This window comes from Citrobacter meridianamericanus, from assembly GCF_041320245.1.
Classification (GTDB): Bacteria; Pseudomonadota; Gammaproteobacteria; order Enterobacterales; family Enterobacteriaceae; genus Citrobacter; species Citrobacter meridianamericanus.
Map to the genome: position 1 here is coordinate 2057755 of NZ_CP101036.1, position 20825 is coordinate 2078579.

18 protein-coding genes are annotated in these 20825 nt (G+C 47.0%); all 18 read left to right on the top strand.

Annotated elements, in window-relative coordinates; genetic code table 11:
• The first annotated feature begins 6 nt into the window (after positions 1-6).
• The 18 genes from wcaF (at position 7) to NMD08_RS09785 (ending at position 20818) form a co-directional block, all read left to right on the top strand.
• Entirely contained in the window at positions 7-561 is a 555-nt protein-coding gene (gene wcaF / locus NMD08_RS09700; RefSeq protein WP_187253361.1) for a colanic acid biosynthesis acetyltransferase WcaF, read from the top strand.
• 24 nt (positions 562-585) lie between these two features.
• Positions 586-1707 (top strand): GDP-mannose 4,6-dehydratase, encoded by a 1122-nt coding sequence (gene gmd / locus NMD08_RS09705; protein ID WP_151224700.1) that lies wholly within the window; start codon positions 586-588, stop codon positions 1705-1707.
• Positions 1708-1709: 2 nt separating this feature from the next.
• A complete protein-coding gene (locus tag NMD08_RS09710) occupies positions 1710-2675 on the top strand; it encodes a GDP-L-fucose synthase family protein (protein ID WP_370620056.1) in 966 nt (321 codons plus the stop codon).
• Between the two features lie 2 nt (positions 2676-2677).
• Positions 2678-3157, top strand: coding sequence for a GDP-mannose mannosyl hydrolase (locus tag NMD08_RS09715; protein WP_038641775.1), 480 nt, complete (start codon positions 2678-2680; stop codon positions 3155-3157).
• Entirely contained in the window at positions 3154-4377 is a 1224-nt protein-coding gene (gene wcaI, locus NMD08_RS09720) for a colanic acid biosynthesis fucosyltransferase WcaI (RefSeq protein WP_370620058.1), read from the top strand. The genes NMD08_RS09715 and wcaI overlap by 4 nt, the downstream gene beginning before the upstream one ends.
• A 2-nt stretch (positions 4378-4379) precedes the next feature.
• Positions 4380-5816 (top strand): mannose-1-phosphate guanyltransferase, encoded by a 1437-nt coding sequence (cpsB, locus tag NMD08_RS09725; protein WP_370620060.1) that lies wholly within the window; start codon positions 4380-4382, stop codon positions 5814-5816.
• A gap of 105 nt (positions 5817-5921) precedes the next feature.
• Complete coding sequence (gene cpsG, locus NMD08_RS09730; protein ID WP_370620062.1) at positions 5922-7292, top strand: colanic acid biosynthesis phosphomannomutase CpsG; 1371 nt, start codon at positions 5922-5924, stop codon at positions 7290-7292.
• Positions 7293-7345: 53 nt separating this feature from the next.
• Positions 7346-8740, top strand: a complete 1395-nt coding sequence (wcaJ, locus tag NMD08_RS09735; RefSeq protein ID WP_370620064.1) for an undecaprenyl-phosphate glucose phosphotransferase — start codon at positions 7346-7348, stop codon at positions 8738-8740.
• A gap of 1 nt (position 8741) precedes the next feature.
• On the top strand, positions 8742-10220 hold the full coding sequence (wzxC, locus tag NMD08_RS09740) for a colanic acid undecaprenyl disphosphate flippase WzxC (RefSeq protein WP_370620066.1): 1479 nt from the start codon (positions 8742-8744) through the stop codon (positions 10218-10220).
• Between the two features lie 23 nt (positions 10221-10243).
• Positions 10244-11524 (top strand): colanic acid biosynthesis pyruvyl transferase WcaK, encoded by a 1281-nt coding sequence (gene wcaK / locus NMD08_RS09745; RefSeq protein WP_370620068.1) that lies wholly within the window; start codon positions 10244-10246, stop codon positions 11522-11524.
• Positions 11521-12741 (top strand): colanic acid biosynthesis glycosyltransferase WcaL, encoded by a 1221-nt coding sequence (gene wcaL, locus NMD08_RS09750; RefSeq protein WP_370620070.1) that lies wholly within the window; start codon positions 11521-11523, stop codon positions 12739-12741. The genes wcaK and wcaL overlap by 4 nt, the downstream gene beginning before the upstream one ends.
• 11 nt (positions 12742-12752) lie before the next feature.
• On the top strand, positions 12753-14147 hold the full coding sequence (gene wcaM / locus NMD08_RS09755; protein WP_370620072.1) for a colanic acid biosynthesis protein WcaM: 1395 nt from the start codon (positions 12753-12755) through the stop codon (positions 14145-14147).
• Between the two features lie 148 nt (positions 14148-14295).
• Entirely contained in the window at positions 14296-15291 is a 996-nt protein-coding gene (locus tag NMD08_RS09760) for an NAD-dependent epimerase/dehydratase family protein (protein ID WP_370620074.1), read from the top strand.
• A gap of 237 nt (positions 15292-15528) precedes the next feature.
• Positions 15529-16422, top strand: a complete 894-nt coding sequence (gene galF / locus NMD08_RS09765) for a GalU regulator GalF (protein ID WP_370620076.1) — start codon at positions 15529-15531, stop codon at positions 16420-16422.
• 313 nt (positions 16423-16735) lie between these two features.
• On the top strand, positions 16736-18001 hold the full coding sequence (locus NMD08_RS09770) for a hypothetical protein (protein ID WP_370620078.1): 1266 nt from the start codon (positions 16736-16738) through the stop codon (positions 17999-18001).
• The gene (locus NMD08_RS09775; RefSeq protein ID WP_370620080.1) at positions 17988-19178 is read left to right on the top strand and encodes a hypothetical protein; all 1191 of its coding nucleotides are present in this window, start codon (positions 17988-17990) and stop codon (positions 19176-19178) included. Before NMD08_RS09770 ends, NMD08_RS09775 begins: the two co-directional genes overlap by 14 nt.
• On the top strand, positions 19171-19920 hold the full coding sequence (locus tag NMD08_RS09780) for a glycosyltransferase family 25 protein (protein ID WP_286538969.1): 750 nt from the start codon (positions 19171-19173) through the stop codon (positions 19918-19920). Before NMD08_RS09775 ends, NMD08_RS09780 begins: the two co-directional genes overlap by 8 nt.
• Position 19921: 1 nt before the next feature.
• Positions 19922-20818, top strand: coding sequence for a glycosyltransferase family 2 protein (locus NMD08_RS09785; RefSeq protein ID WP_286538970.1), 897 nt, complete (start codon positions 19922-19924; stop codon positions 20816-20818).
• The last annotated feature ends 7 nt before the right edge of the window (positions 20819-20825 follow it).

A 20825-nucleotide genomic window follows, 5' to 3' on the forward strand; every position in this document is an offset into this window, starting at 1 on the left:
CACATTATGCAGGATTTAAGCGGTTTCAGCGTGCCGAAAGGTTTTCGCGGTGGCGGCGCTATTAAAGTGCAATTATGGTGGGCGGTACAGGCAACACTGTTTCGCTGGTCACCCCAGGTAATGTATCGCTGGCGTGCGTTTTTATTACGAATATTCGGTGCGAAAATAGGAAAAAACGTAGTTATTCGACCTTCAGTAAAAATTACTTATCCGTGGAAATTAACCCTGGGAGATTATGCCTGGGTGGGCGATGACGCGGTTTTATATACGTTGGGTAATATTACGATTGGCGCACACGCGGTTATTTCGCAAAAAAGTTATTTATGTACCGGAAGTCATGATTACGCCAGCCAATATTTTGATATTAACGCCACACCGATTGTGGTTGGCGATAAATGCTGGCTGGCGACAGATGTCTTTGTCGCGCCAGGCGTGACGATTGGCGATGGCACCGTCGTTGGAGCACGCAGCAGCGTATTTAAATCGCTGCCAGCAAATGTCGTTTGTCGGGGAAACCCCGCAGTAGTCACGCGCGAACGCGTCGAGAAAGTTACTCCCTGAGGGGATCATTTAAGAGGTAATAACATGTCAAAAGTCGCTCTCATCACTGGCGTAACCGGGCAGGATGGTTCTTACCTGGCAGAATTCCTGCTGGAAAAAGGGTATGAAGTGCACGGCATTAAGCGTCGCGCTTCATCATTCAACACCGAACGTGTGGACCATATCTACCAGGATCCACATTCAAGCAACCCCAAATTCCATCTGCACTATGGCGATTTGACGGACTCATCCAACCTGACCCGTATTTTAAAAGAGGTCCAACCGGATGAGGTCTATAACCTGGGCGCCATGAGTCATGTCGCGGTGTCGTTTGACTCACCGGAATACACCGCGGACGTCGATGCAATAGGTACGTTGCGTTTGCTGGAGGCCATCCGTTTCCTTGGTCTGGAAAAGAAGACCCGTTTCTATCAGGCCTCCACCTCAGAACTCTACGGCCTGGTACAGGAAATTCCGCAGAAAGAGACCACGCCGTTTTACCCGCGTTCGCCCTATGCGGTGGCTAAGCTCTACGCCTACTGGATTACCGTTAACTACCGCGAATCCTACGGTATGTATGCCTGTAACGGCATCCTGTTTAACCACGAATCTCCACGCCGTGGTGAAACTTTCGTCACCCGTAAAATCACCCGCGCCATTGCCAACATCGCTCAGGGCCTGGAGTCGTGCTTGTACCTGGGCAACATGGATTCGCTGCGTGACTGGGGGCATGCCAAAGATTACGTCAGGATGCAGTGGATGATGCTACAGCAGGAAAAGCCGGAAGATTTCGTGATTGCCACCGGCGTGCAGTACTCCGTGCGCCAGTTTGTGGAAATGGCTGCTGCTCAGTTAGGGATTAAATTGCGCTTTGAAGGCGAGGGCGTGAATGAAAAAGGCATCGTGGTTTCCGTGACCGGACACGATGCGCCGGGCGTGAAGCCAGGCGACGTAATGATTGCCGTCGACCCGCGCTATTTCCGTCCAGCTGAAGTTGAAACGCTGCTGGGCGATCCGGCCAAAGCACATGAAAAACTGGGCTGGAAACCGGAAATCACCCTGCGCCAGATGATCTCGGAAATGGTTGCCAACGATCTTGAGGCGGCGAAGAAACACTCTCTGCTGAAGTCGCACGGTTACGAGGTCGCCATCGCGCTGGAGTACTAAGGATGAAGAGACAACGTATTTTTGTGGCGGGCCATCGCGGGATGGTGGGGTCCGCCATCGTAAGACAGCTGGCCCAACGAGATAATGTCGAACTGGTGCTGCGTACCCGCGATGAACTTAACCTGCTGGACGGAGCCGCAGTGCGTCAGTTCTTCGCCGCTGAACGTATTGACCAGGTGTACCTGGCGGCGGCAAAAGTGGGTGGAATTGTAGCTAATAACAGTTATCCCGCTGATTTTATTTACGAAAACATGATGATTGAGAGCAACATCATTCATGCGGCGCACCTGCATAACGTGAATAAACTGCTGTTTCTCGGGTCATCCTGCATTTATCCCAAACATGCCTCCCAGCCAATAGCCGAAAGCGAACTCTTGCAGGGACGACTGGAGCCGACCAACGAGCCGTATGCGATTGCCAAAATAGCTGGCATCAAGCTTTGTGAATCGTATAACCGTCAGTATGGCCGTGATTATCGCTCGGTGATGCCGACGAATTTGTACGGGCCGTATGACAATTTTCATCCGAGCAATTCGCATGTGATCCCGGCGCTGCTGCGCCGCTTTCACGAAGCCTGCGAGCAAAATGCGCCGGATGTGGTGGTGTGGGGAAGCGGTACGCCGATGCGCGAGTTTCTGCATGTGGATGATATGGCGGCGGCCAGCATCCACGTAATGGAGCTGGCTCATGAAGTCTGGCAGGAATATACCCAGCCGATGCTGTCGCATATCAATGTGGGTACCGGCGTGGACTGCACCATCCGTGAACTGGCCCAGACCATTGCAAAGGTAGTGGGTTACAAGGGGCGCGTGGTGTTTGACGCCAGCAAACCGGACGGGACGCCGCGCAAATTACTCGACGTTACGCGTTTGCATCAGTTGGGCTGGTATCACGAGATATCACTTGAGGCAGGGCTTGCCAGCACCTGGCAGTGGTTCCTTGAAAACCAGCAGCGTTATCGGGGGTAAGCATGTTTTTACGTCATGAGGATTTTGCCACCGTCGTACGTTCAACCCCGCTGATTTCTATCGACTTGATCGTGGAAAACGCCGAGGGAGAGTTTCTGCTCGGTAAGCGTCTCAATCGTCCGGCGCAGGGCTACTGGTTCGTGCCCGGCGGTCGGGTGCAAAAAGATGAATCGCTACATGCGGCTTTTGAACGGCTGACTGAAGCTGAGTTGGGGTTGCGTCTACCGCTGTCCGCCGCTGAGTTTTATGGTGTCTGGCAGCACTTCTATGACGACAACTTTTCCGGGGATGATTTCTCAACGCATTACATCGTGCTGGGATTTCGTCTGCGCGTATCAGAAAACGACCTGCAACTGCCTGATGCACAACATGATGCCTACCGCTGGCTGGCGGCGACAGAGATTCAGGCCAGTGACAGCGTACACGCCAACAGTCGGGCTTACTTCTGCCAGGCAAGCCAGAGCGGAGTACCTGGGCTATGAGGATCCTGGTGTATGGCATTAACTACTCGCCGGAGCTGACCGGTATCGGCAAGTACACCGGTGAAATGGTGGAGTGGATGGCGCAACAAGGTCATGACGTGCGGGTGATCACCGCACCACCTTATTATCCGCAATGGAAAGTTAATGGTCGCTATTCATCCTGGCGCTATCGTCGTGAAGAGGGCGACGCCCTCGTCTGGCGTTGTCCGTTGTATGTGCCTGAGCAACCCTCAACGCTCAAGCGCCTGCTGCATTTAGGCAGTTTCGCCCTGAGCAGTTTCTTCCCGCTGTTGGCGCAGCGTCGCTGGAAGCCAGATCGCATTATCGGCGTGGTACCGACGCTGTTTTGCACGCCGGGTATGCGTCTGCTTGCAAAACTGTGTGGTGCGCGCACGTTGTTGCACGTTCAGGATTACGAAGTCGATGCCATGTTGGGGCTTGGTATGGCGGGCAACGGCAAGCGCGGCGTAGTAGCAAAACTGGCCAGCGCCTTTGAGCGCAGTGGACTGTTGAATATGGACCATATTTCGACCATCTCTCGTTCCATGATGCGTAAAGCGATGGAAAAAGGCGTTGCGCCGCACAAGGTTATTTTCTTCCCGAACTGGTCGGAAGTGGCGCGTTTTCGCGATGTGAGCGACGCCGAGGCCCTGGCGTTGCGCCAGAAGCTGGGATTACCTGTCTCCCAAAAGATTGTTCTTTATTCAGGCAATATTGGTGAAAAGCAGGGGCTGGAGAGCGTGATTAACGCCGCAGTGGAGCTGAGCGAGCACCCCTGGCTATTTGTGATTGTTGGGCAGGGCGGGGGTAAAGCGCGACTGGAGAGTATGGTCCGTGAACGTGGCCTGAACAATGTGCTGTTTTTTCCGCTGCAATCTTATGACGCGCTGCCAGCGTTGCTCAAGATGGCGGACTGTCATCTGGTGGTACAAAAGCGCGGTGCGGCGGATGCTGTACTGCCCTCCAAACTGACCAATATCCTCGCCGTTGGTGGTAACGCGGTGATTACCGCCGAGCCGGAAACCGAGCTGGGGCAGCTCTGTAACATTGTTCCAGGCATCGCAGTATGCGTGGAGCCGGAATCGGTAAACGCGCTGGTTTGCGGTATCCAACAAGCGTTGAGGATGCCAAAAGTCAATACGGTGGCACGTGACTATGCCGAACGCACGCTGGATAAAGATAACGTGCTTAGCCAATTTATTGCTGATATTCGGGGTTAATGATGAGTCAAAGCAAACTCTTTCCGGTAGTGATGGCCGGTGGCTCGGGTAGCCGTTTATGGCCTCTGTCCCGCGTATTGTATCCAAAGCAGTTCCTGTGCCTGAAAGGTGATCTCACCATGCTGCAGACAACGATCTGTCGTCTGAACGGTGTGGAGTGTGAAAGCCCGGTGGTTATCTGTAATGAACAACACCGTTTCATCGTCGCGGAACAGCTACGGCAACTGCACAAGCTGACTGAGAACATTATTCTCGAACCCGCCGGACGTAACACGGCACCGGCGATAGCGCTGGCCGCACTGGCGGCAAAACGTCAGTGTCCGGAGGACGATCCGCTGCTGCTGGTATTAGCGGCCGATCACATGATTGCCGACGAAGAGGCATTTCGCGAGGCGGTACGCAATGCGATGCCCTATGCCAGTGCGGGTAAGCTGGTGACGTTTGGTATCGTGCCGGACCAGCCGGAAACGGGCTATGGCTATATCCGCCGTGGCGAGGTTTCGCCAACGAATACCGACGCCGTGGCGTTCGAAGTGGCGCAGTTTGTTGAAAAGCCCAATCTGGAAACCGCGCAGGCTTACGTGGCGAGCGGTGATTACTACTGGAACAGCGGTATGTTCTTGTTCCGCGCCGGACGTTACCTGGAAGAACTGGAAAAGTACCGCCCCGACATTCTTCAGGCCTGTGAGAATTCCATGAGTACGGTTGACCCCGATCTCGATTTTATCCGCGTTGATGAACAGGCGTTTCTCGCCTGTCCGGAAGAGTCGGTGGACTATGCGGTAATGGAACGTACGGCGGATGCGGTGGTGATGCCCATGAACGCAGGCTGGAGCGATGTTGGCTCCTGGTCATCGCTGTGGGAAATCAGTGCCCATACTGCTGAAGGCAATGTGCATCATGGTGACGTCATTAGTCACAAAACGGAAAACAGTTACGTGTATGCCGAATCCGGCCTGGTAACCACCGTCGGAGTGAAAGATCTGGTGGTGGTGCAGACCAAAGATGCGGTGCTGATAGCCGATCGCAACGCGGTACAGGATGTCAAAAAAGTGGTGGAGCAAATTAAAGCTGACGGACGCCACGAGCACCATATTCACCGTGAAGTTTATCGTCCATGGGGCAAGTACGACTCTATTGATGCCGGAGACCGTTACCAGGTGAAGCGAATTACCGTTAAGCCTGGCGAGGGATTGTCCGTGCAGATGCATCATCACCGGGCTGAACACTGGGTGGTGGTGGCAGGTACCGCGAAAGTGACAATTAATGATGACATCAAGCTGCTCGCTGAAAACGAGTCTGTCTATATTCCGCTGGGGGCGACCCACTGTCTGGAGAACCCCGGGAAAATCCCGCTCGATCTGATTGAAGTACGCTCCGGATCTTACCTCGATGAGGATGACGTGGTGCGGTTTGCGGACAGATACGGGCGCGCCTGATGCCTGATGTCTGATGCGCTGATGCGTACCGGGCAATGCGTTTAACACTCATTAAAAAGGCTCATTAAGAGTCAGGGCCTCCTGTTGCCTGAAAAAGGGTAAATCATGACAAAACTGACCTGTTTTAAAGCGTATGACATCCGCGGCCAACTGGGCGAAGAGTTAAATGAAGAGATTGCGTGGCGTATTGGTCGCGCTTACGGCGAATTCCTGAAGCCAAAAACGATTGTTCTGGGCGGCGATGTGCGCCTGACCAGCGAGGCGCTAAAGCTGGCGCTGGCGAAAGGCCTCCAGGATGCGGGGGTGGATGTGCTGGATATCGGCATGTCGGGCACCGAAGAGATTTATTTCGCCACCTTCCACCTGGGCATTGACGGCGGTATTGAAGTGACCGCCAGCCATAATCCGATGGATTACAACGGGATGAAGCTGGTGCGGGAAGGGGCTCGGCCCATCAGCGGTGATACCGGTCTGCGTGACGTGCAGCGTCTGGCGGAATTAAATGACTTCCCGGCGGTTGATGAGGCGAAACGTGGCCGCTACCAGCGCATTACTACCCGCGATGCCTACATTGACCATCTGCTGGGTTACATCAATCCCGGCAACCTGAAACCGATGAGGCTGGTGCTCAATTCCGGCAACGGCGCGGCAGGTCCGGTAGTTGACGCCATTGAGGCCCGTTTTAAGGCGCTGGGCGTGCCGGTCGAGTTCATCAAAATTCACAATACGCCGGATGGCAACTTTCCCAACGGTATTCCCAATCCTCTGCTGCCGGAGTGCCGGGCAGATACGCGCAATGCGGTGATCGAATACGGCGCGGATATGGGGATTGCCTTCGACGGTGATTTTGACCGCTGCTTCCTGTTCGATGAAAACGGTCAGTTTATTGAAGGGTACTACATTGTCGGCCTGCTGGCGGAAGCGTTCCTGGAGAAGAATCCGGGGGCGAAAATTATCCACGACCCGCGTCTTTCCTGGAACACCGTGGACGTGGTGACGGCGGCAGGCGGTAAACCAGTGATGTCAAAAACCGGGCACGCGTTTATCAAAGAGCGGATGCGTCACGAAGATGCTATTTATGGCGGCGAAATGAGCGCGCACCACTATTTCCGCGATTTTGCCTACTGCGACAGCGGCATGATCCCGTGGCTGCTGGTGGCTGAACTGCTGTGTCTGAAGGGACTTTCGCTCGGCGAACTGGTTCGCGACCGTATGGTGGCCTACCCGGCGAGCGGAGAGATAAACAGTACGCTGGCAGAGCCGGCGGCAGCGATAGCTCGCGTGGAGCAACACTTTTCCCGTGAGGCCCTGACGGTGGACAGAACGGACGGTATCAGCATGGCGTTTGTCGACTGGCGCTTCAACTTACGTTCTTCCAATACTGAACCGGTAGTGCGCCTGAACGTGGAATCGCGCGGAGATATTCCGTTGATGGAAGCGCGAACGCGCACTCTTCTGGCGTTGCTGAATCAGTAATGCCGGTGCTTCCTTTGCCCGATGTGGGCAAAGGGTGACTAACAGGAACCACGATGACACATCTAAAAAAGCGCGAACGCGCCAAAACCAATGCGTCGTTAATTTCGATGGTGCAACGCTTTTCAGATATCACCATCATGTTTGGCGGGTTGTGGATAATCTGCGAATTAAGCGGTTTGCCTTTCCTGTACATGCACCTGCTGGTGGCGTTGATCACGCTGGTGGTTTTTCAGATGCTCGGGGGGATAACAGATTTTTACCGCTCCTGGCGCGGCGTCAAAATATCCACTGAGCTGGTGCTGTTGCTGCAAAACTGGACGCTGAGCCTGATTTTTTGCGCAGGTCTGATCGCCTTCAATAACGATTTCGATAACCGCTTCGCCGTCTGGCTGGCATGGTATCTGCTTTCAAGCGTTGGCCTGGTGTTAAGCCGGTCATTTATTCGCTACGGTGCAGGATGGCTACGTAATCGCGGTTACAACACTCGCCGGGTGGCGGTAGCAGGCGAGCTGCCCGCCGGACAAATGCTGCTGGACAGCTTTCGTCATGAACCCTGGTTGGGATTTGAAGTAGCGGGTGTCTATCACGATCCAATCCCTGGGAAAAACTCCCGCGACTGGGCCGGTAATCTGCAACAACTGGTGGATGACGCCAAAGCCTCACGCATTCATAACGTTTATATCGCTATGTCGATGAGCGAGGGGACCAGGGTAAAAAAACTGGTGCGGGAGCTGGCCGACACCACCTGCTCGGTGATCCTCATTCCTGATGTCTTTACTTTCAACATTTTGCATTCACGGATTGAAGAGATGAGCGGCATTCCGGTAGTGCCACTGTATGACACGCCGCTTTCGGGAATTAATCGTCTGTTGAAGCGCGCGGAAGATATCGTGCTGGCCTCGCTGATCCTGCTGCTTATTTCCCCGGTACTTTGTGGCATCGCGCTACTGGTAAAACTGACCTCCAAAGGACCGGTGATTTTCCGCCAGACCCGCTATGGCATGGACGGGAAGCCGATCAAAGTCTGGAAGTTTCGCTCGATGAAAGTGATGGAGAACGACGCGGTGGTAACGCAGGCGACGCAAAACGATCCACGCGTGACGCCGGTGGGGAATTTTCTGCGCCGGACGTCGCTGGATGAGTTACCGCAGTTTATTAATGTGCTCACCGGGGGGATGTCTATCGTCGGGCCACGCCCGCACGCGGTGGCGCATAACGAACAGTACCGCCAACTGATTGAGGGTTACATGTTACGTCATAAGGTGAAGCCGGGTATTACCGGCTGGGCGCAAATCAACGGCTGGCGCGGTGAAACCGATACGCTGGAAAAAATGGAAAAACGTGTGGAGTTTGACCTCGAATACATTCGCGAGTGGAGCGTGTGGTTCGATATCAAAATTGTTTTTCTGACGATATTCAAAGGCTTTGTTAACAAAGCGGCGTATTAACATGAGCTTACGAGAAAAAACGCTTAATGGCGCAAAGTGGTCGGCGATTGCCACGGTGATCATTATTGGGCTCGGACTTATTCAGATGACCGTCCTGGCGCGAATTATTGATAACCACCAGTTTGGGTTGTTAACCGTGTCGCTGGTGATCATAGCGCTGGCCGATACGCTGTCGGATTTTGGCATCGCCAACTCAATTATTCAGCGCAAAGAAATCGGCTATCTTGAGCTGACGACGCTGTACTGGCTTAACGTTGGGCTGGGTATTGTGGTATGTGCGGTGATGTTTCTGCTTAGCGAGACGATTGCCAGCGTGCTCAATAATCCCGAACTGGCGCCGCTCATCAAAGCGTTATCACTGGCGTTTGTGGTGATACCCCACGGGCAGCAGTTTCGCGCGCTGATGCAAAAAGAACTGGCCTTCAACAAAATTGGCATGATTGAAACCAGTTCGGTGCTGGCCGGTTTTACCTTTACCGTGGTGATCGCTCATTTCTGGCCGCTCGCGCTGACGGCCATTCTCGGGTATCTGGTGAACAGTGCGCTACGTACGCTGTTGTTCGGCTATTTTGGCCGTAAGATTTACCGCCCTGGGCTGCATTTTTCGCTGGCTTCCGTTTCGTCAAATCTGCGTTTTGGCGCGTGGCTGACGGCAGACAGCATCATTAATTATATCAATACCAACCTTTCCACGCTGGTGCTAGCAAGAACGTTGGGCGCAGGTATTGCGGGGGGATTCAATCTTGCGTGGAACGTGGCGGTTGTCCCGCCGATCAAACTGAATCCGATTATTACCCGCGTCCTGTTTCCGGCGTTTGCCAAAATTCAGGACGATAGCGAAAAGCTGCGGGTGAATTTTTACAAGCTGTTGTCGGTGGTGGGGATTATCAATTTCCCGGTACTGCTGGGATTAATGGTGGTATCGAACAATGTCGTGCCGTTGATATTTGGCGAGAAGTGGAACGGTATTATTCCGGTCCTGCAACTGTTGTGCATTGTGGGGTTGCTGCGTTCGGTAGGGAATCCAATAGGATCGCTCTTAATGGCAAAAGCCCGGGTCGATATCAGCTTCAAATTCAATGTATTCAAAACCTTTCTGTTTATTCCGGCCATTTTCATTGGCGGTCATCTGGCGGGGGCGATTGGCGTGACGCTGGGCTTTTTGCTGGTCCAGGTGATTAATACGATCCTCAGCTACTTCGTGATGATCAAACCTGTTCTTGGCTCCAGCTACCGTCAATACATGCTCAGCCTGTGGCTGCCGTTGTATCTCTCCTTACCAACCCTTGTGGTGAGCTATGCGTTGGGCTTAACCCTGCGCAACCAGGTGCCATTAAGCGCGCTGCTGGGGATCCAGATAGCGGCAGGAGCACTGGTGTTTGCGCTAATGATCGTGCTGTCGCGCCATCCGCTGGTGGTGGAAATAAAACGCCAACTCTGTCGCAGTGAAAAAATGAAAACCTTGCTCCGTGCGGGATAAGAACAACGTTTTAAGAGGTCATAATGAAATTACTAATTTTAGGCAACCATACCTGCGGGAACCGAGGGGATAGCGCGATCCTGCGCGGTTTGCTGGATGCCATTAACACGTTGCGTCCCGAGACTGAAGTGGATGTGATGAGCCGTTACCCGGTGAGCTCCTCATGGTTGCTGAACCGCCCGGTGATGGGTGACCCGCTGTATTCGCAGATGAAGCAGCACAATAGCGCTGCGGGCGTCATGGGACGCGTGAAGAAGGTCTTGCGCCGTCGCTATCAGCACCAGGTGCTGCTCTCGCGTGTCACCGACTCCGGTAATTTGCGCAATATTGCTATCGCTCAGGGGTTTACCGATTTTGTTCGCCTGCTGTCGCGCTACGACGCCATTATCCAGGTCGGCGGATCGTTTTTTGTCGATCTGTATGGCGTGCCGCAGTTTGAACATGCGTTGTGTTCGTTTATGGCGAAAAAACCGCTGTACATGATTGGGCACAGCGTGGGGCCATTCCAGGATGAGCAGTTTAATCAACTGGCTAACTACGTTTTTGGTCACTGTAATGCGCTGATTTTGCGTGAATCCGTCAGTCTTGATCTGATGAAGCGCAGCGCAATAACCACAGATAAAGTCGAATCCGGCGTGGATACGGCATGGCTGGTCGACAACCATCATGAGGATTTTGAGCCAGGCTATGCCGTCCAGCACTGGTTACAGATGGCGGCAAAACAGAAGACCGTTGCCATTACTCTGCGTGAGCTGGCGCCCTTTGATAAGCGTCTGGGAACCACGCAACAGGCTTATGAACAAGCTTTTGCCGGTGTCGTGAATCGGATCCTCGATGAAGGTTACCAGGTGATAGCACTGTCAACCTGCACCGGGATTGATAGTTACAACAAAGATGACCGCATGGTGGCGTTAAACCTGCGTCAGTATGTGAAAGACCCGGCCCGTTATCACGTGGTGATGGATGAACTTAACGACCTTGAAATGGGGAAAATTCTCGGGGCATGCGATCTGACAGTGGGGACCCGTTTGCACTCTGCCATCATCTCAATGAATTTTATGACGCCAGCCATCGCCATTAACTACGAGCATAAATCGGCCGGGATCATGCAACAGCTTGGGTTACCAGAGATGGCTGTCGATATTCGCCATCTGCTTGATGGCAGTCTTGAAGGGAAAGTAGCCGATACTCTTGGTCAGTTACCTGAACTGAACCTACGACTCGGCGATGCTGTGACGCGTGAACGCGAACGCGGAGTGCGCATGGTGCAGTCGGTATTAACGCGCATTGAGGGCGAAAAATGAAGATTGGTTTTTTCCTGCTTAAATTTCCACTCTCCTCAGAGACCTTCGTGTTAAATCAGATCACTGCGTTTATCGATATGGGCTATGAGGTAGAGATTGTCGCGATGCATAAGGGCGATCTTGAGAATACGCATGCCTCATTTAATACCTATCAATTGGGCGACAAAACGCGCTGGTTGCTGAATGAACCGGACGGCAAACTGGCAAAGTTGAAATTCAGGGCGGCGACAGCCCTGCATGGTATTACCCGCATAGCCACCTGGAAAGCGCTCAATGTTTCACGCTATGGCGATGAGGCGCGCAACCTGATTTTGGCCGCCATATGCGGCGGGAACCCGCAAGCGTTTGCGGCGGATGTCTTTATCGCGCATTTTGGACCTGCAGGCGTAACGGCGGCGAAATTGCGTGAGCTTGGCGTGATAAGCGGCAAAATCGCCACGGTGTTTCATGGCATTGATATCTCTCATCGGGAGGTGCTTGCCCGCTATACCCCCGAATATCAGCAGCTGTTTCAACGCGGTGATTTGATGTTGCCCATCAGCAATCTCTGGGCCGGACGGTTAAAAAACATGGGATGTCCGCCACAAAAAATTGCCGTCTCGCGTATGGGAATTGATATGACACGCTTTACGCCACGTCAGTTGAAATCGCCAGCTGCACCGCTGGAGATTATCTCTGTTGCCCGGTTAACCGAGAAAAAAGGGCTGCACGTCGCCATTGAAGCTTGCCGTCAGTTGAAAGAGCAGGGCGTCTTATTTCGCTATCGCATTCTTGGCATTGGTCCCTGGGAGCGTCGTCTGCGGACGCTGATTGAACAATATCAACTCGATGATGTGATTGAGATGCCCGGCTTTAAACCCAGCCATCAGGTGAAGGAGATGCTTGAGCAGGCAGATGTATTTCTGCTGCCTTCCATCACCGGCAGGGATGGTGATATGGAAGGGATCCCGGTAGCGCTGATGGAGGCGATGGCGGTGGGGATCCCAGTTATTTCGACGGTTCACAGCGGGATCCCTGAGCTGGTGGAATCGGGTAAATCTGGCTGGCTGGCGCCGGAAAACGATGCTCAGGCGCTGGCTGAACGGTTAGCGGCATTCAGTCTGCTCGACAGTGAGCAGGTGCAGCCGATTGTGCAGTGCGCGCGAGAAAAAATTGCAACTGAATTTAATCAGGTAGTGATCAACAAACAGTTAGCCAGTCTGCTGCAAACGATGTAAATCGAGGTTGTATGTCAGAGAAAAAACTCTCACGCCGTACTTTGTTGACGGCAGGCTCTGCGCTTGTCGTGCTGCATACTTCCGTTGTCCGGGCGCTTGAATCACCGGGCAGCGTCAACATTCAGGATTACAACCCGAAGGATTGGGTGGCCTCTTTCAGGCAGGCGTTCAAAGATGGACAAACGGTTGTCGTACCAAAAGGCCTGGAATGTAAGGATCACAATACTGCTGTCGTTATTCCCCCTGGCAAAACGCTATTCTTACAAGGGAGAATAAGTGGCAATGGCCGTGGGCGCTTTGTTCTGCAAGATGGATGCAAAGTTGTGGGCGAGCAGGACGGGAGCCTGAGGAACGTTACCCTGGATGTACGCGGTTCGGACTGTGTAATAAAAGGAATAGCCATGAGTGGTTTCGGTCCGGTGACGCAAATCTATATCGGCGGTAAAACCTCAAGGCTGATGCGTAATCTGATTATCGATGATATTACTGTCTCGCGCGCTAACTATGGGATTTTGCGTCAGGGTTTTCATAACCGAATGGACGGCGTAAAGATCACGAACAGCCGTTTTAGCGATCTGCAAGGCGATGCCATTGAGTGGAATGTGGCGATCGACGACAGCAACATCCTCATTTCTGATCATGTCATCGAACGTATCAATTGTACCAACGGCAACGTGAACTGGGGCATCGGCATCGGGCTGGCGGGTAGTACCTATGACAATACCTACCCCGATGAACTGGCGGTAAAAAACTTTGTTGTGGCGAACATCACTGGTACCGACTGTCGACAGTTAGTCCATGTGGAGAACGGCAAGCATTTTATCATTCGTAATATAACCGCGCGAAATATCACTCCGGATTATAGTAAGAAAGCGGGCATTGACAATGCGACGGTCGCGATTTATGGATGCGATAATTTCGTCATTGATAATGTAAATATGGAGAATAGCGCAGGTATGCTTATTGGTTACGGCGTTATCAAAGGGCGATATTTATCCATTCCACAAAACTTTAAGCTGAATAATATCCATCTCGATAACACCAAACGTGAATACAAATTACGCGGCATTCAGATCTCCTCTGGTAATACAACGTCATTCGTGGCCATCACCAATGTGGAGATGAAACATGCCACGCTTGAGTTGCACAACCAACCACAGCACCTTTTTTTACGTAATATCAAGGTGATGCAGCAATCAGCTACGGGTCCCGCGCTTAAGATGCACTTCGACCTACGCCAGGATGTGCGCGGTAAGTTTATGGCTAAACAGGACACACTGCTCTCGCTGGCCAATGTTCATGCAGTAAACGAAGCAGGGCAAAGTTCAGTTGACATTGACCGGGTAAACCATCAGGTGGTGAATGTCGAAGCGGTGAATTTTCGACTGCCGGGGGAGGGGAGGTAACCCCACTATATTCTTACTGGATATCATTGGCTAAAAGATTATAATCACCCAATTACTGTTAAAGCTGGGGCTGGGCAGCATTGACTACTCAGGGAAGACGCTCATCTTTATCATATGTTTCTTGTGTTACGAATAGACAAAGTGATTTATGAACGATAAAGTTTTGCTCATCGGTGCCTCCGGATTCGTGGGGACCAGACTCCTGGAGACGGCTGTTGCGGATTTTGATATCAAGAATCTGGATAAACAGCAGAGTCATTTCTATCCGCAAATCACGCAAATCGGCGATGTTCGCGATCAACAAATTTTGGATCAGGCGCTTTCAGGCTATGATACGGTCGTTTTGTTAGCGGCTGAACACCGTGATGATGTCAGTCCTATTTCACTCTACTATGATGTGAATGTTCAGGGTACGCGTAATGTATTGGCCGCTATGGAGAAAAATGATGTTAAGAATATCATTTTCACCAGCTCTGTCGCCGTTTATGGTCTGAACAAAACCAATCCTGATGAAAATCATCCGCACGACCCATTCAACCACTATGGTAAAAGCAAGTGGCAAGCGGAAGAGGTCCTTCGTGAATGGCATGCTAAAGCTCCAGATAAACGTTCGCTGACCATTATCCGCCCGACGGTTATCTTTGGCGAGCGCAACCGCGGCAACGTTTATAATCTGCTGAAGCAAATAGCTGGCGGTAAGTTTATGATGGTTGGAGCTGGTACGAATTATAAATCAATGGCTTATGTAGGCAATATTGTTGAGTTTATCAAGTATAAACTGAAGAATGTGACAGCTGGTTATGAGGTTTATAATTACGTTGATAAACCTGATCTCAATATGAATCAACTAGTTACAGAAGTTGAACAGAGCTTAAGTAAAAAAATTCCCTCAGCACACTTACCTTACGCTTTAGGCATGTTAGGTGGTTATTGCTTTGATATTCTGGGAAAAGTGACAGGCAAAAAATATGCCGTTAGCTCTGTGCGCGTGAAGAAGTTCTGTGCCACAACACAGTTTGATGCAACAAAAGTCCACTCATCCGGTTTTGTTGCTCCTTACACGCTGTCTCAGGGGCTGGATCGCACTTTAAAATACGAATTTTTGCACGATAAGAAAGATGACATTACGTTTGTCTCTGAGTGATTGTGGTTTGTAGAGTGCCTGGGGCTTAGTTAACTTCGATTTTTCGGAAATGCTATAAAACTGACGAGATGAGTTTGTTTCCGAGGAATCCGAGTTCACCTTGGCTCTGGTGAAGTGTAGAGTTTGCATTCGGTTTACCTTAACCCAGTTATTTCGTGTTAAGGATGGAGCCAGCAATACTGGCTAACGTACGGCTAAAGTCTATACTTTATCAGCCGTTAAGAGGTAGGAGAGAGAATGACTAATTTGAAAGCAGTTATCCCGGTAGCGGGCCTGGGGATGCATATGTTGCCAGCCACGAAGGCAATCCCTAAAGAGATGCTACCGATCGTAGACAAGCCGATGATTCAATACATTGTCGACGAAATTGTAGCTGCAGGTATCAAAGAAATCGTTCTGGTGACTCATGCGTCTAAGAACGCCGTTGAGAACCACTTCGACACCTCTTACGAACTCGAATCGCTGCTTGAGCAGCGTGTTAAGCGTCAGCTATTAGCCGAGGTACAGTCTATTTGTCCTCCCGGCGTGACTATTATGAACGTTCGTCAGGCACAGCTGCTCGGTCTGGGTCATTCCATTCTTTGTGCTCGCCCAATTGTTGGGGACAACCCGTTCGTCGTGGTGCTTCCTGATGTTGTTCTTGATACCGCGAGTGCGGACCCTCTGCGTTACAACCTGGCTGCCATGGTTGCCCGCTTCAATGAAACCGGGCGTAGTCAGGTACTGGCTAAACGCATGGAAGGCGATCTGTCCGAGTACTCTGTTATTCAGACCAAAGAGCCTTTAGACAGCGAAGGTAAAGTCAGCCGCATCGTTGAGTTCATTGAAAAACCAGACCAGCCGCAAACACTTGATTCCGATCTGATGGCAGTAGGGCGCTATGTGCTGTCTGCTGATATCTGGGCAGATCTGGAAAAAACTGCTCCAGGGGCTTGGGGACGTATTCAGTTGACGGATGCCATTGCAGAACTGGCGAAAAAACAGTCTGTAGATGCTATGCTGATGACCGGCGACAGCTACGACTGCGGTAAAAAAATGGGCTATATGCAGGCGTTTGTGAAGTACGGGTTGCGTAACCTGAAAGAAGGACCGAAGTTCCGTAAAGGTATTGAGAAGTTATTGTGTGAATAAAGATCTGGCCGAATGTAACGCTCAATAAGAAAATTATAACGGTAGTGAGGATTTGTGGTCAAAATAATTTGTTGCGAATCTTTCTACCGTTGTTGCTTCATAAATATTAAGAATAACAACTAGTTGGCGATAGGATTTTAGTCAAAGTTATCCAGAGTTTTCCTTGTTTCCAGAGCTGATTGGTAAGACAATTATCGTTTGATTTTTCGGGGTTAACGAGGGTGGGTAACGCTCATCAAAACTTAGACATACATGCAGTGCGCTGGTAGCTGTAAAGCCAGGGGCGGTAGCGTGATAAGTGCAGGCAAGAACATTGAAACTCATCAGTAATATATTAATAACACATAAGTCTTCTTTATTTTCGATATTATCGTTAGGCTTCAAATTTTTTACTGGACCTTTAGCAATAATATTAATTGCTTCAAGGTTTACTGTAATTGAGCAAAGTATTTACTATACCTTTATATCAATATCCTCGATTCAATGGGTTCTTGAAATGGGGGTCTCGACATGCCTCATTCAATTTATGGCTGCAGAAAAAGATAAGAAATCAACATATTCTAAAATTGCTTTTGTATTTTACTTGGTAATATCTCTGTTACTATATATAGTCTTCTTTTTTTACTCTAAATGGGTTTTTTCTAATACAGATAGTCAAATTTGGAGTCATCCATGGGCATTATTTTCAATTGGTGTATGTATTAATGTTTTTTCAACATTTATATACATAATTGAAGAGGGGGGGTATGAAAAAGTATATTTTGCGAAATTCATTAGCGCTATCCTATATTCTATTTCACTTCTATTAGCTTTGTTTGCAGGCTTTAAATTATACTCTTTAGGTATAGCGCAGTTTTTTTTATTCGCAACACCAATGTTTATTTTTCGATCAAATATATATGGCTATTATTATTCATTTATTACAAGTGAAGAAGCTAATGTTAAAAACATCATAAAGGGGATTGTTAAATTCCAACTGAAATTATCACTGGTTTGGATAACAGGGTATTTATACTGGAATTTCTTCACAATATATTTTTATAAGTTTGTTTCTGTAGATTTGGCCGGAAAATACGGGGCATCTAATACTATTTTTGGAGCAATATCATTAGCAATGCTATCAATATTACAAACAAAAAGATCATTGCTAGGTAACTTGATAAGTAAAAATGCTCTCCTAGAGGTTAGAAAAATTGTTTCGCAATGTGTTTTTTTGAGTGTCGCAGGTTTCTTTCTGGGATGTATGGCTATTATATCTATTATATGGCTATGGCCAAATACATTATTTTCAAGGTTTTTATCATTGGATTCGTTAATGGCACTGGTTGTATTTCGTTTCTTTATTCATTTACAGGAACTAATATTGATTTATTTGAGAATGTATAAAGATGAACCTCTATATATATTAACTGTATTTAACTATCTAATCACACCATGTCTGGTGGTAGTGTTAATAGATATACTTTCTCTAACAAACTTTTTTTATGTAATGGCATTTGTACAGTTTCTGTTTTTGATTTTATATCGAATAAAAATGAAATCATATATTCAAGAGAAGTATCAGAATGATATTTTATAAACTGTTAATCATAATGACATTTTTTTTTGCATCCTTGGTTAACCATGGTAATGCGAAATTCATACCGGCTCTTTTGATTATATTTTTAATAAACCCAAGAAAATATACTTATAAAAACATACTATTCTTGATAGTAGGGGGGGCGGTAATAACTGCATCAGCAGTGTATTTTAATATCTATGGTTTTTGGTATGCTCACTCTGAGAAAGTTGAAGCGTTTTGGGGAAATTATTTTTCTTATATTGCATTGGTGGTTTTTATTGTATTATATTCAAAAATAGTTGCAGATAACAACTTACACCAAGAGTTTTATAGTGCAATTAAGATTGTGATTGTAGTTCATGTCTTACTAATTGCAATACAATGCATTACTTTTTATACAACAGGGAAATACATAGATTTTGTTAAGCCATTTACGGGAGAGGCAAGCCGTTTTGAGAATTACTTAGATTCCGCTTCTTTTGCTCAGATTCGTTTCACTGGTTTGTATGTGGAACCATCAACATATGCTGCCGTTATCGTTACATTAGTGTTAGCAAAATCAATTCTTGCTTCTCAATTAAATAAAGGCAATGATTATTTTGATTATATTTCATTGTTGTCTGCAATTTTGACATTTTCGACTGCTTCAATAATATATGCAAACATAGCCATAGTATATTTATTATACACAACAGTGCTAAATAGCAAATTTAAATCATTGGCGATAATTATTGTTTCTGTGATTTTATGCGGAACGTTTTTCATATTTTATAATGAAATATTTCGTATTATAGCCGATACTGTAATGAAGTTTCAAGAGAGAGGAGGGATGCGATTAGGTTTAATTCATTATATCTTCAGTGAGCGTGAAGGTATTATATATTGGTTTGGCCCTAATATATTTGGTTTGGAAAAGGAACTTTACATTTTAACTCATAATCTGAATAATGGACCAAGATTGATGGGGGCCGAAAATGACTCTGGTTTATTTGTATATTTAGTGGTTACTTTTGGTGTTAGTGCTATTTTACCATTGTTGGTATTTTTTCTCTTTATTTTAAAGAGAAGGAAGTCATTGCTGATTCCATTTATGATCGTAGGGTTAACAAAAATATCTTTTACGCACTATGTTTTTTGGATATTTATCATAACATTATTTTACGCCTTAAATAAAAAGAAAATACATAATGATTAAAATATATATTGTATCATTAAAAAAAGATAATGCACGAAGAACTAACTTGAGCAATCAGTTAAAAAAATTAAACATTCCATTTGAAATTATAGATGCAGTTGAAGGCAATTTGTTAGATGCATTGATAATTGATAATTATAATAAAAAAGCAATTTATAGATATAAAAGGTTAGTTGGACCAAATGAAATAGGCTGTTCTTTAAGTCATCAAAAAGTTTACTTAGATATAATAAAGAATAAAATAGAATGGGCTATTATTTTAGAGGATGATGTTAATGTTAAAGTCGATTTCCTAACATTAATAAAAAACAAAATTTATCAATTTGATAAGGATAATTTATACATACTTGGTGGTCAAAATGGACTCTTATCGAAGAAAATGCAACAAACGAGTTTTTTTAATAAAATTGAGTTAAATAAAACATTTTTTTTAGAAAAAGCAATTAAAAGTGAAAAGTATATTTTTAGAACTTGCTGTTATATGATAAATAATAATGTTGCAAAAAAGCTGGTTGAAAAATTTAACAATGAATTTTTTATAGCTGATGATTGGTTAACTCTTAAGAAAGATAAAATTATTAAACATATTTTTATTAGTGACATGATAGATCATCCAACTGACTTATCAGACAGTTCAATTGAATTAGAAAGGCAAGGTAGGCAAAAAAAGAAAATAAAGCTAATTTCTTTTTTTAAAACAATATATTGTTATTTGAGAAATTTTTATAAACTTGGTATGTAATATGAAAGTAAATATAACCATAATAGTTCCAACCTACAAGCGATTTGATAGCCTTAAAAAATTAGTCAATAGTTTAAATGAACAAACAGATACAAGTTTTAAACTAATTGTTGTTAATGATGATCCTGATAAATCTATTAAACTTAAAGATTTTACCCAATCTAAATTTGATGTGAGTATAATTAATAATTCAAACAATATCGGAGCTGCAAGCTCACGTAATAAGGGCGCTCAGTTAGCTGATACAGAATGGATATGTTTTTTAGACGATGATGATGAATTTAGAAATGATAAAATATCTGTTCTTAGAACAAAAATTTGTTCAAACCCAAATGCAGAAGTAATTATCAATGCTGCATTAATTAATCTAAAAGATGAGAATATCAGTTATAAAACAATGCCTAATCCGGATAACTATAAAAAAAATATTTCTATGTTTAATTCGTTAGGTGGTGCTCCATTATTAACAATAAAGCGAGATTTTTTCATTGATATTGGAATGTATGATCCGGCTTTGGAAGCTTTAGAAGATTATGATCTTAACATAAGAATAATTAAAGCCCATTCAAAAATTCTATTTATTAGCGATGAATTGACTATTTGTAATTACACCTCAACTGCAAATACAGTATCAAAGGTGGTTGCTAATAATATTAATGCGACGCGGAAAATCATAAAAAAATATCCAGATGTTTTTGCTTATAATAAAGATAAAGTGTTTTCTTGGATTTATTCTACGTTGGCATACAAATCATTACTAACAAAGTCACGATTTACCGCTATTAAATTGTATTTGTTATCATTAAATTTTAATTTTAATTTAAAAGTTTTCATTTCTCTATTTATTGTTTTATTTAGCCCTCGCATTTTGTTTTGGATGCGAAGCAAACAAAAATAACGGAGTA

Bases quoted from the DNA above. Each gene is read 5' to 3' on its own strand.
- wcaI (WP_370620058.1), top strand. From the start codon at position 3,154: ATGAGGATCCTGGTGTATGGCATTAACTACTCGCCGGAGCTGACCGGT.
- wcaL (WP_370620070.1), top strand. From the start codon at position 11,521: ATGAAGATTGGTTTTTTCCTGCTTAAATTTCCACTCTCCTCAGAGACC.
- wcaK (WP_370620068.1), top strand. From the start codon at position 10,244: ATGAAATTACTAATTTTAGGCAACCATACCTGCGGGAACCGAGGGGAT.
- galF (WP_370620076.1), top strand. From the start codon at position 15,529: ATGACTAATTTGAAAGCAGTTATCCCGGTAGCGGGCCTGGGGATGCAT.
- wcaM (WP_370620072.1), top strand. From the start codon at position 12,753: ATGTCAGAGAAAAAACTCTCACGCCGTACTTTGTTGACGGCAGGCTCT.
- gmd (WP_151224700.1), top strand. From the start codon at position 586: ATGTCAAAAGTCGCTCTCATCACTGGCGTAACCGGGCAGGATGGTTCT.
- wzxC (WP_370620066.1), top strand. From the start codon at position 8,742: ATGAGCTTACGAGAAAAAACGCTTAATGGCGCAAAGTGGTCGGCGATT.
- wcaF (WP_187253361.1), top strand. From the start codon at position 7: ATGCAGGATTTAAGCGGTTTCAGCGTGCCGAAAGGTTTTCGCGGTGGC.
- NMD08_RS09710 (WP_370620056.1), top strand. From the start codon at position 1,710: ATGAAGAGACAACGTATTTTTGTGGCGGGCCATCGCGGGATGGTGGGG.
- NMD08_RS09780 (WP_286538969.1), top strand. From the start codon at position 19,171: ATGATTAAAATATATATTGTATCATTAAAAAAAGATAATGCACGAAGA.
- cpsB (WP_370620060.1), top strand. From the start codon at position 4,380: ATGAGTCAAAGCAAACTCTTTCCGGTAGTGATGGCCGGTGGCTCGGGT.
- NMD08_RS09775 (WP_370620080.1), top strand. From the start codon at position 17,988: ATGATATTTTATAAACTGTTAATCATAATGACATTTTTTTTTGCATCC.
- NMD08_RS09785 (WP_286538970.1), top strand. From the start codon at position 19,922: ATGAAAGTAAATATAACCATAATAGTTCCAACCTACAAGCGATTTGAT.
- wcaJ (WP_370620064.1), top strand. From the start codon at position 7,346: ATGACACATCTAAAAAAGCGCGAACGCGCCAAAACCAATGCGTCGTTA.
- cpsG (WP_370620062.1), top strand. From the start codon at position 5,922: ATGACAAAACTGACCTGTTTTAAAGCGTATGACATCCGCGGCCAACTG.
- NMD08_RS09760 (WP_370620074.1), top strand. From the start codon at position 14,296: ATGAACGATAAAGTTTTGCTCATCGGTGCCTCCGGATTCGTGGGGACC.
- NMD08_RS09715 (WP_038641775.1), top strand. From the start codon at position 2,678: ATGTTTTTACGTCATGAGGATTTTGCCACCGTCGTACGTTCAACCCCG.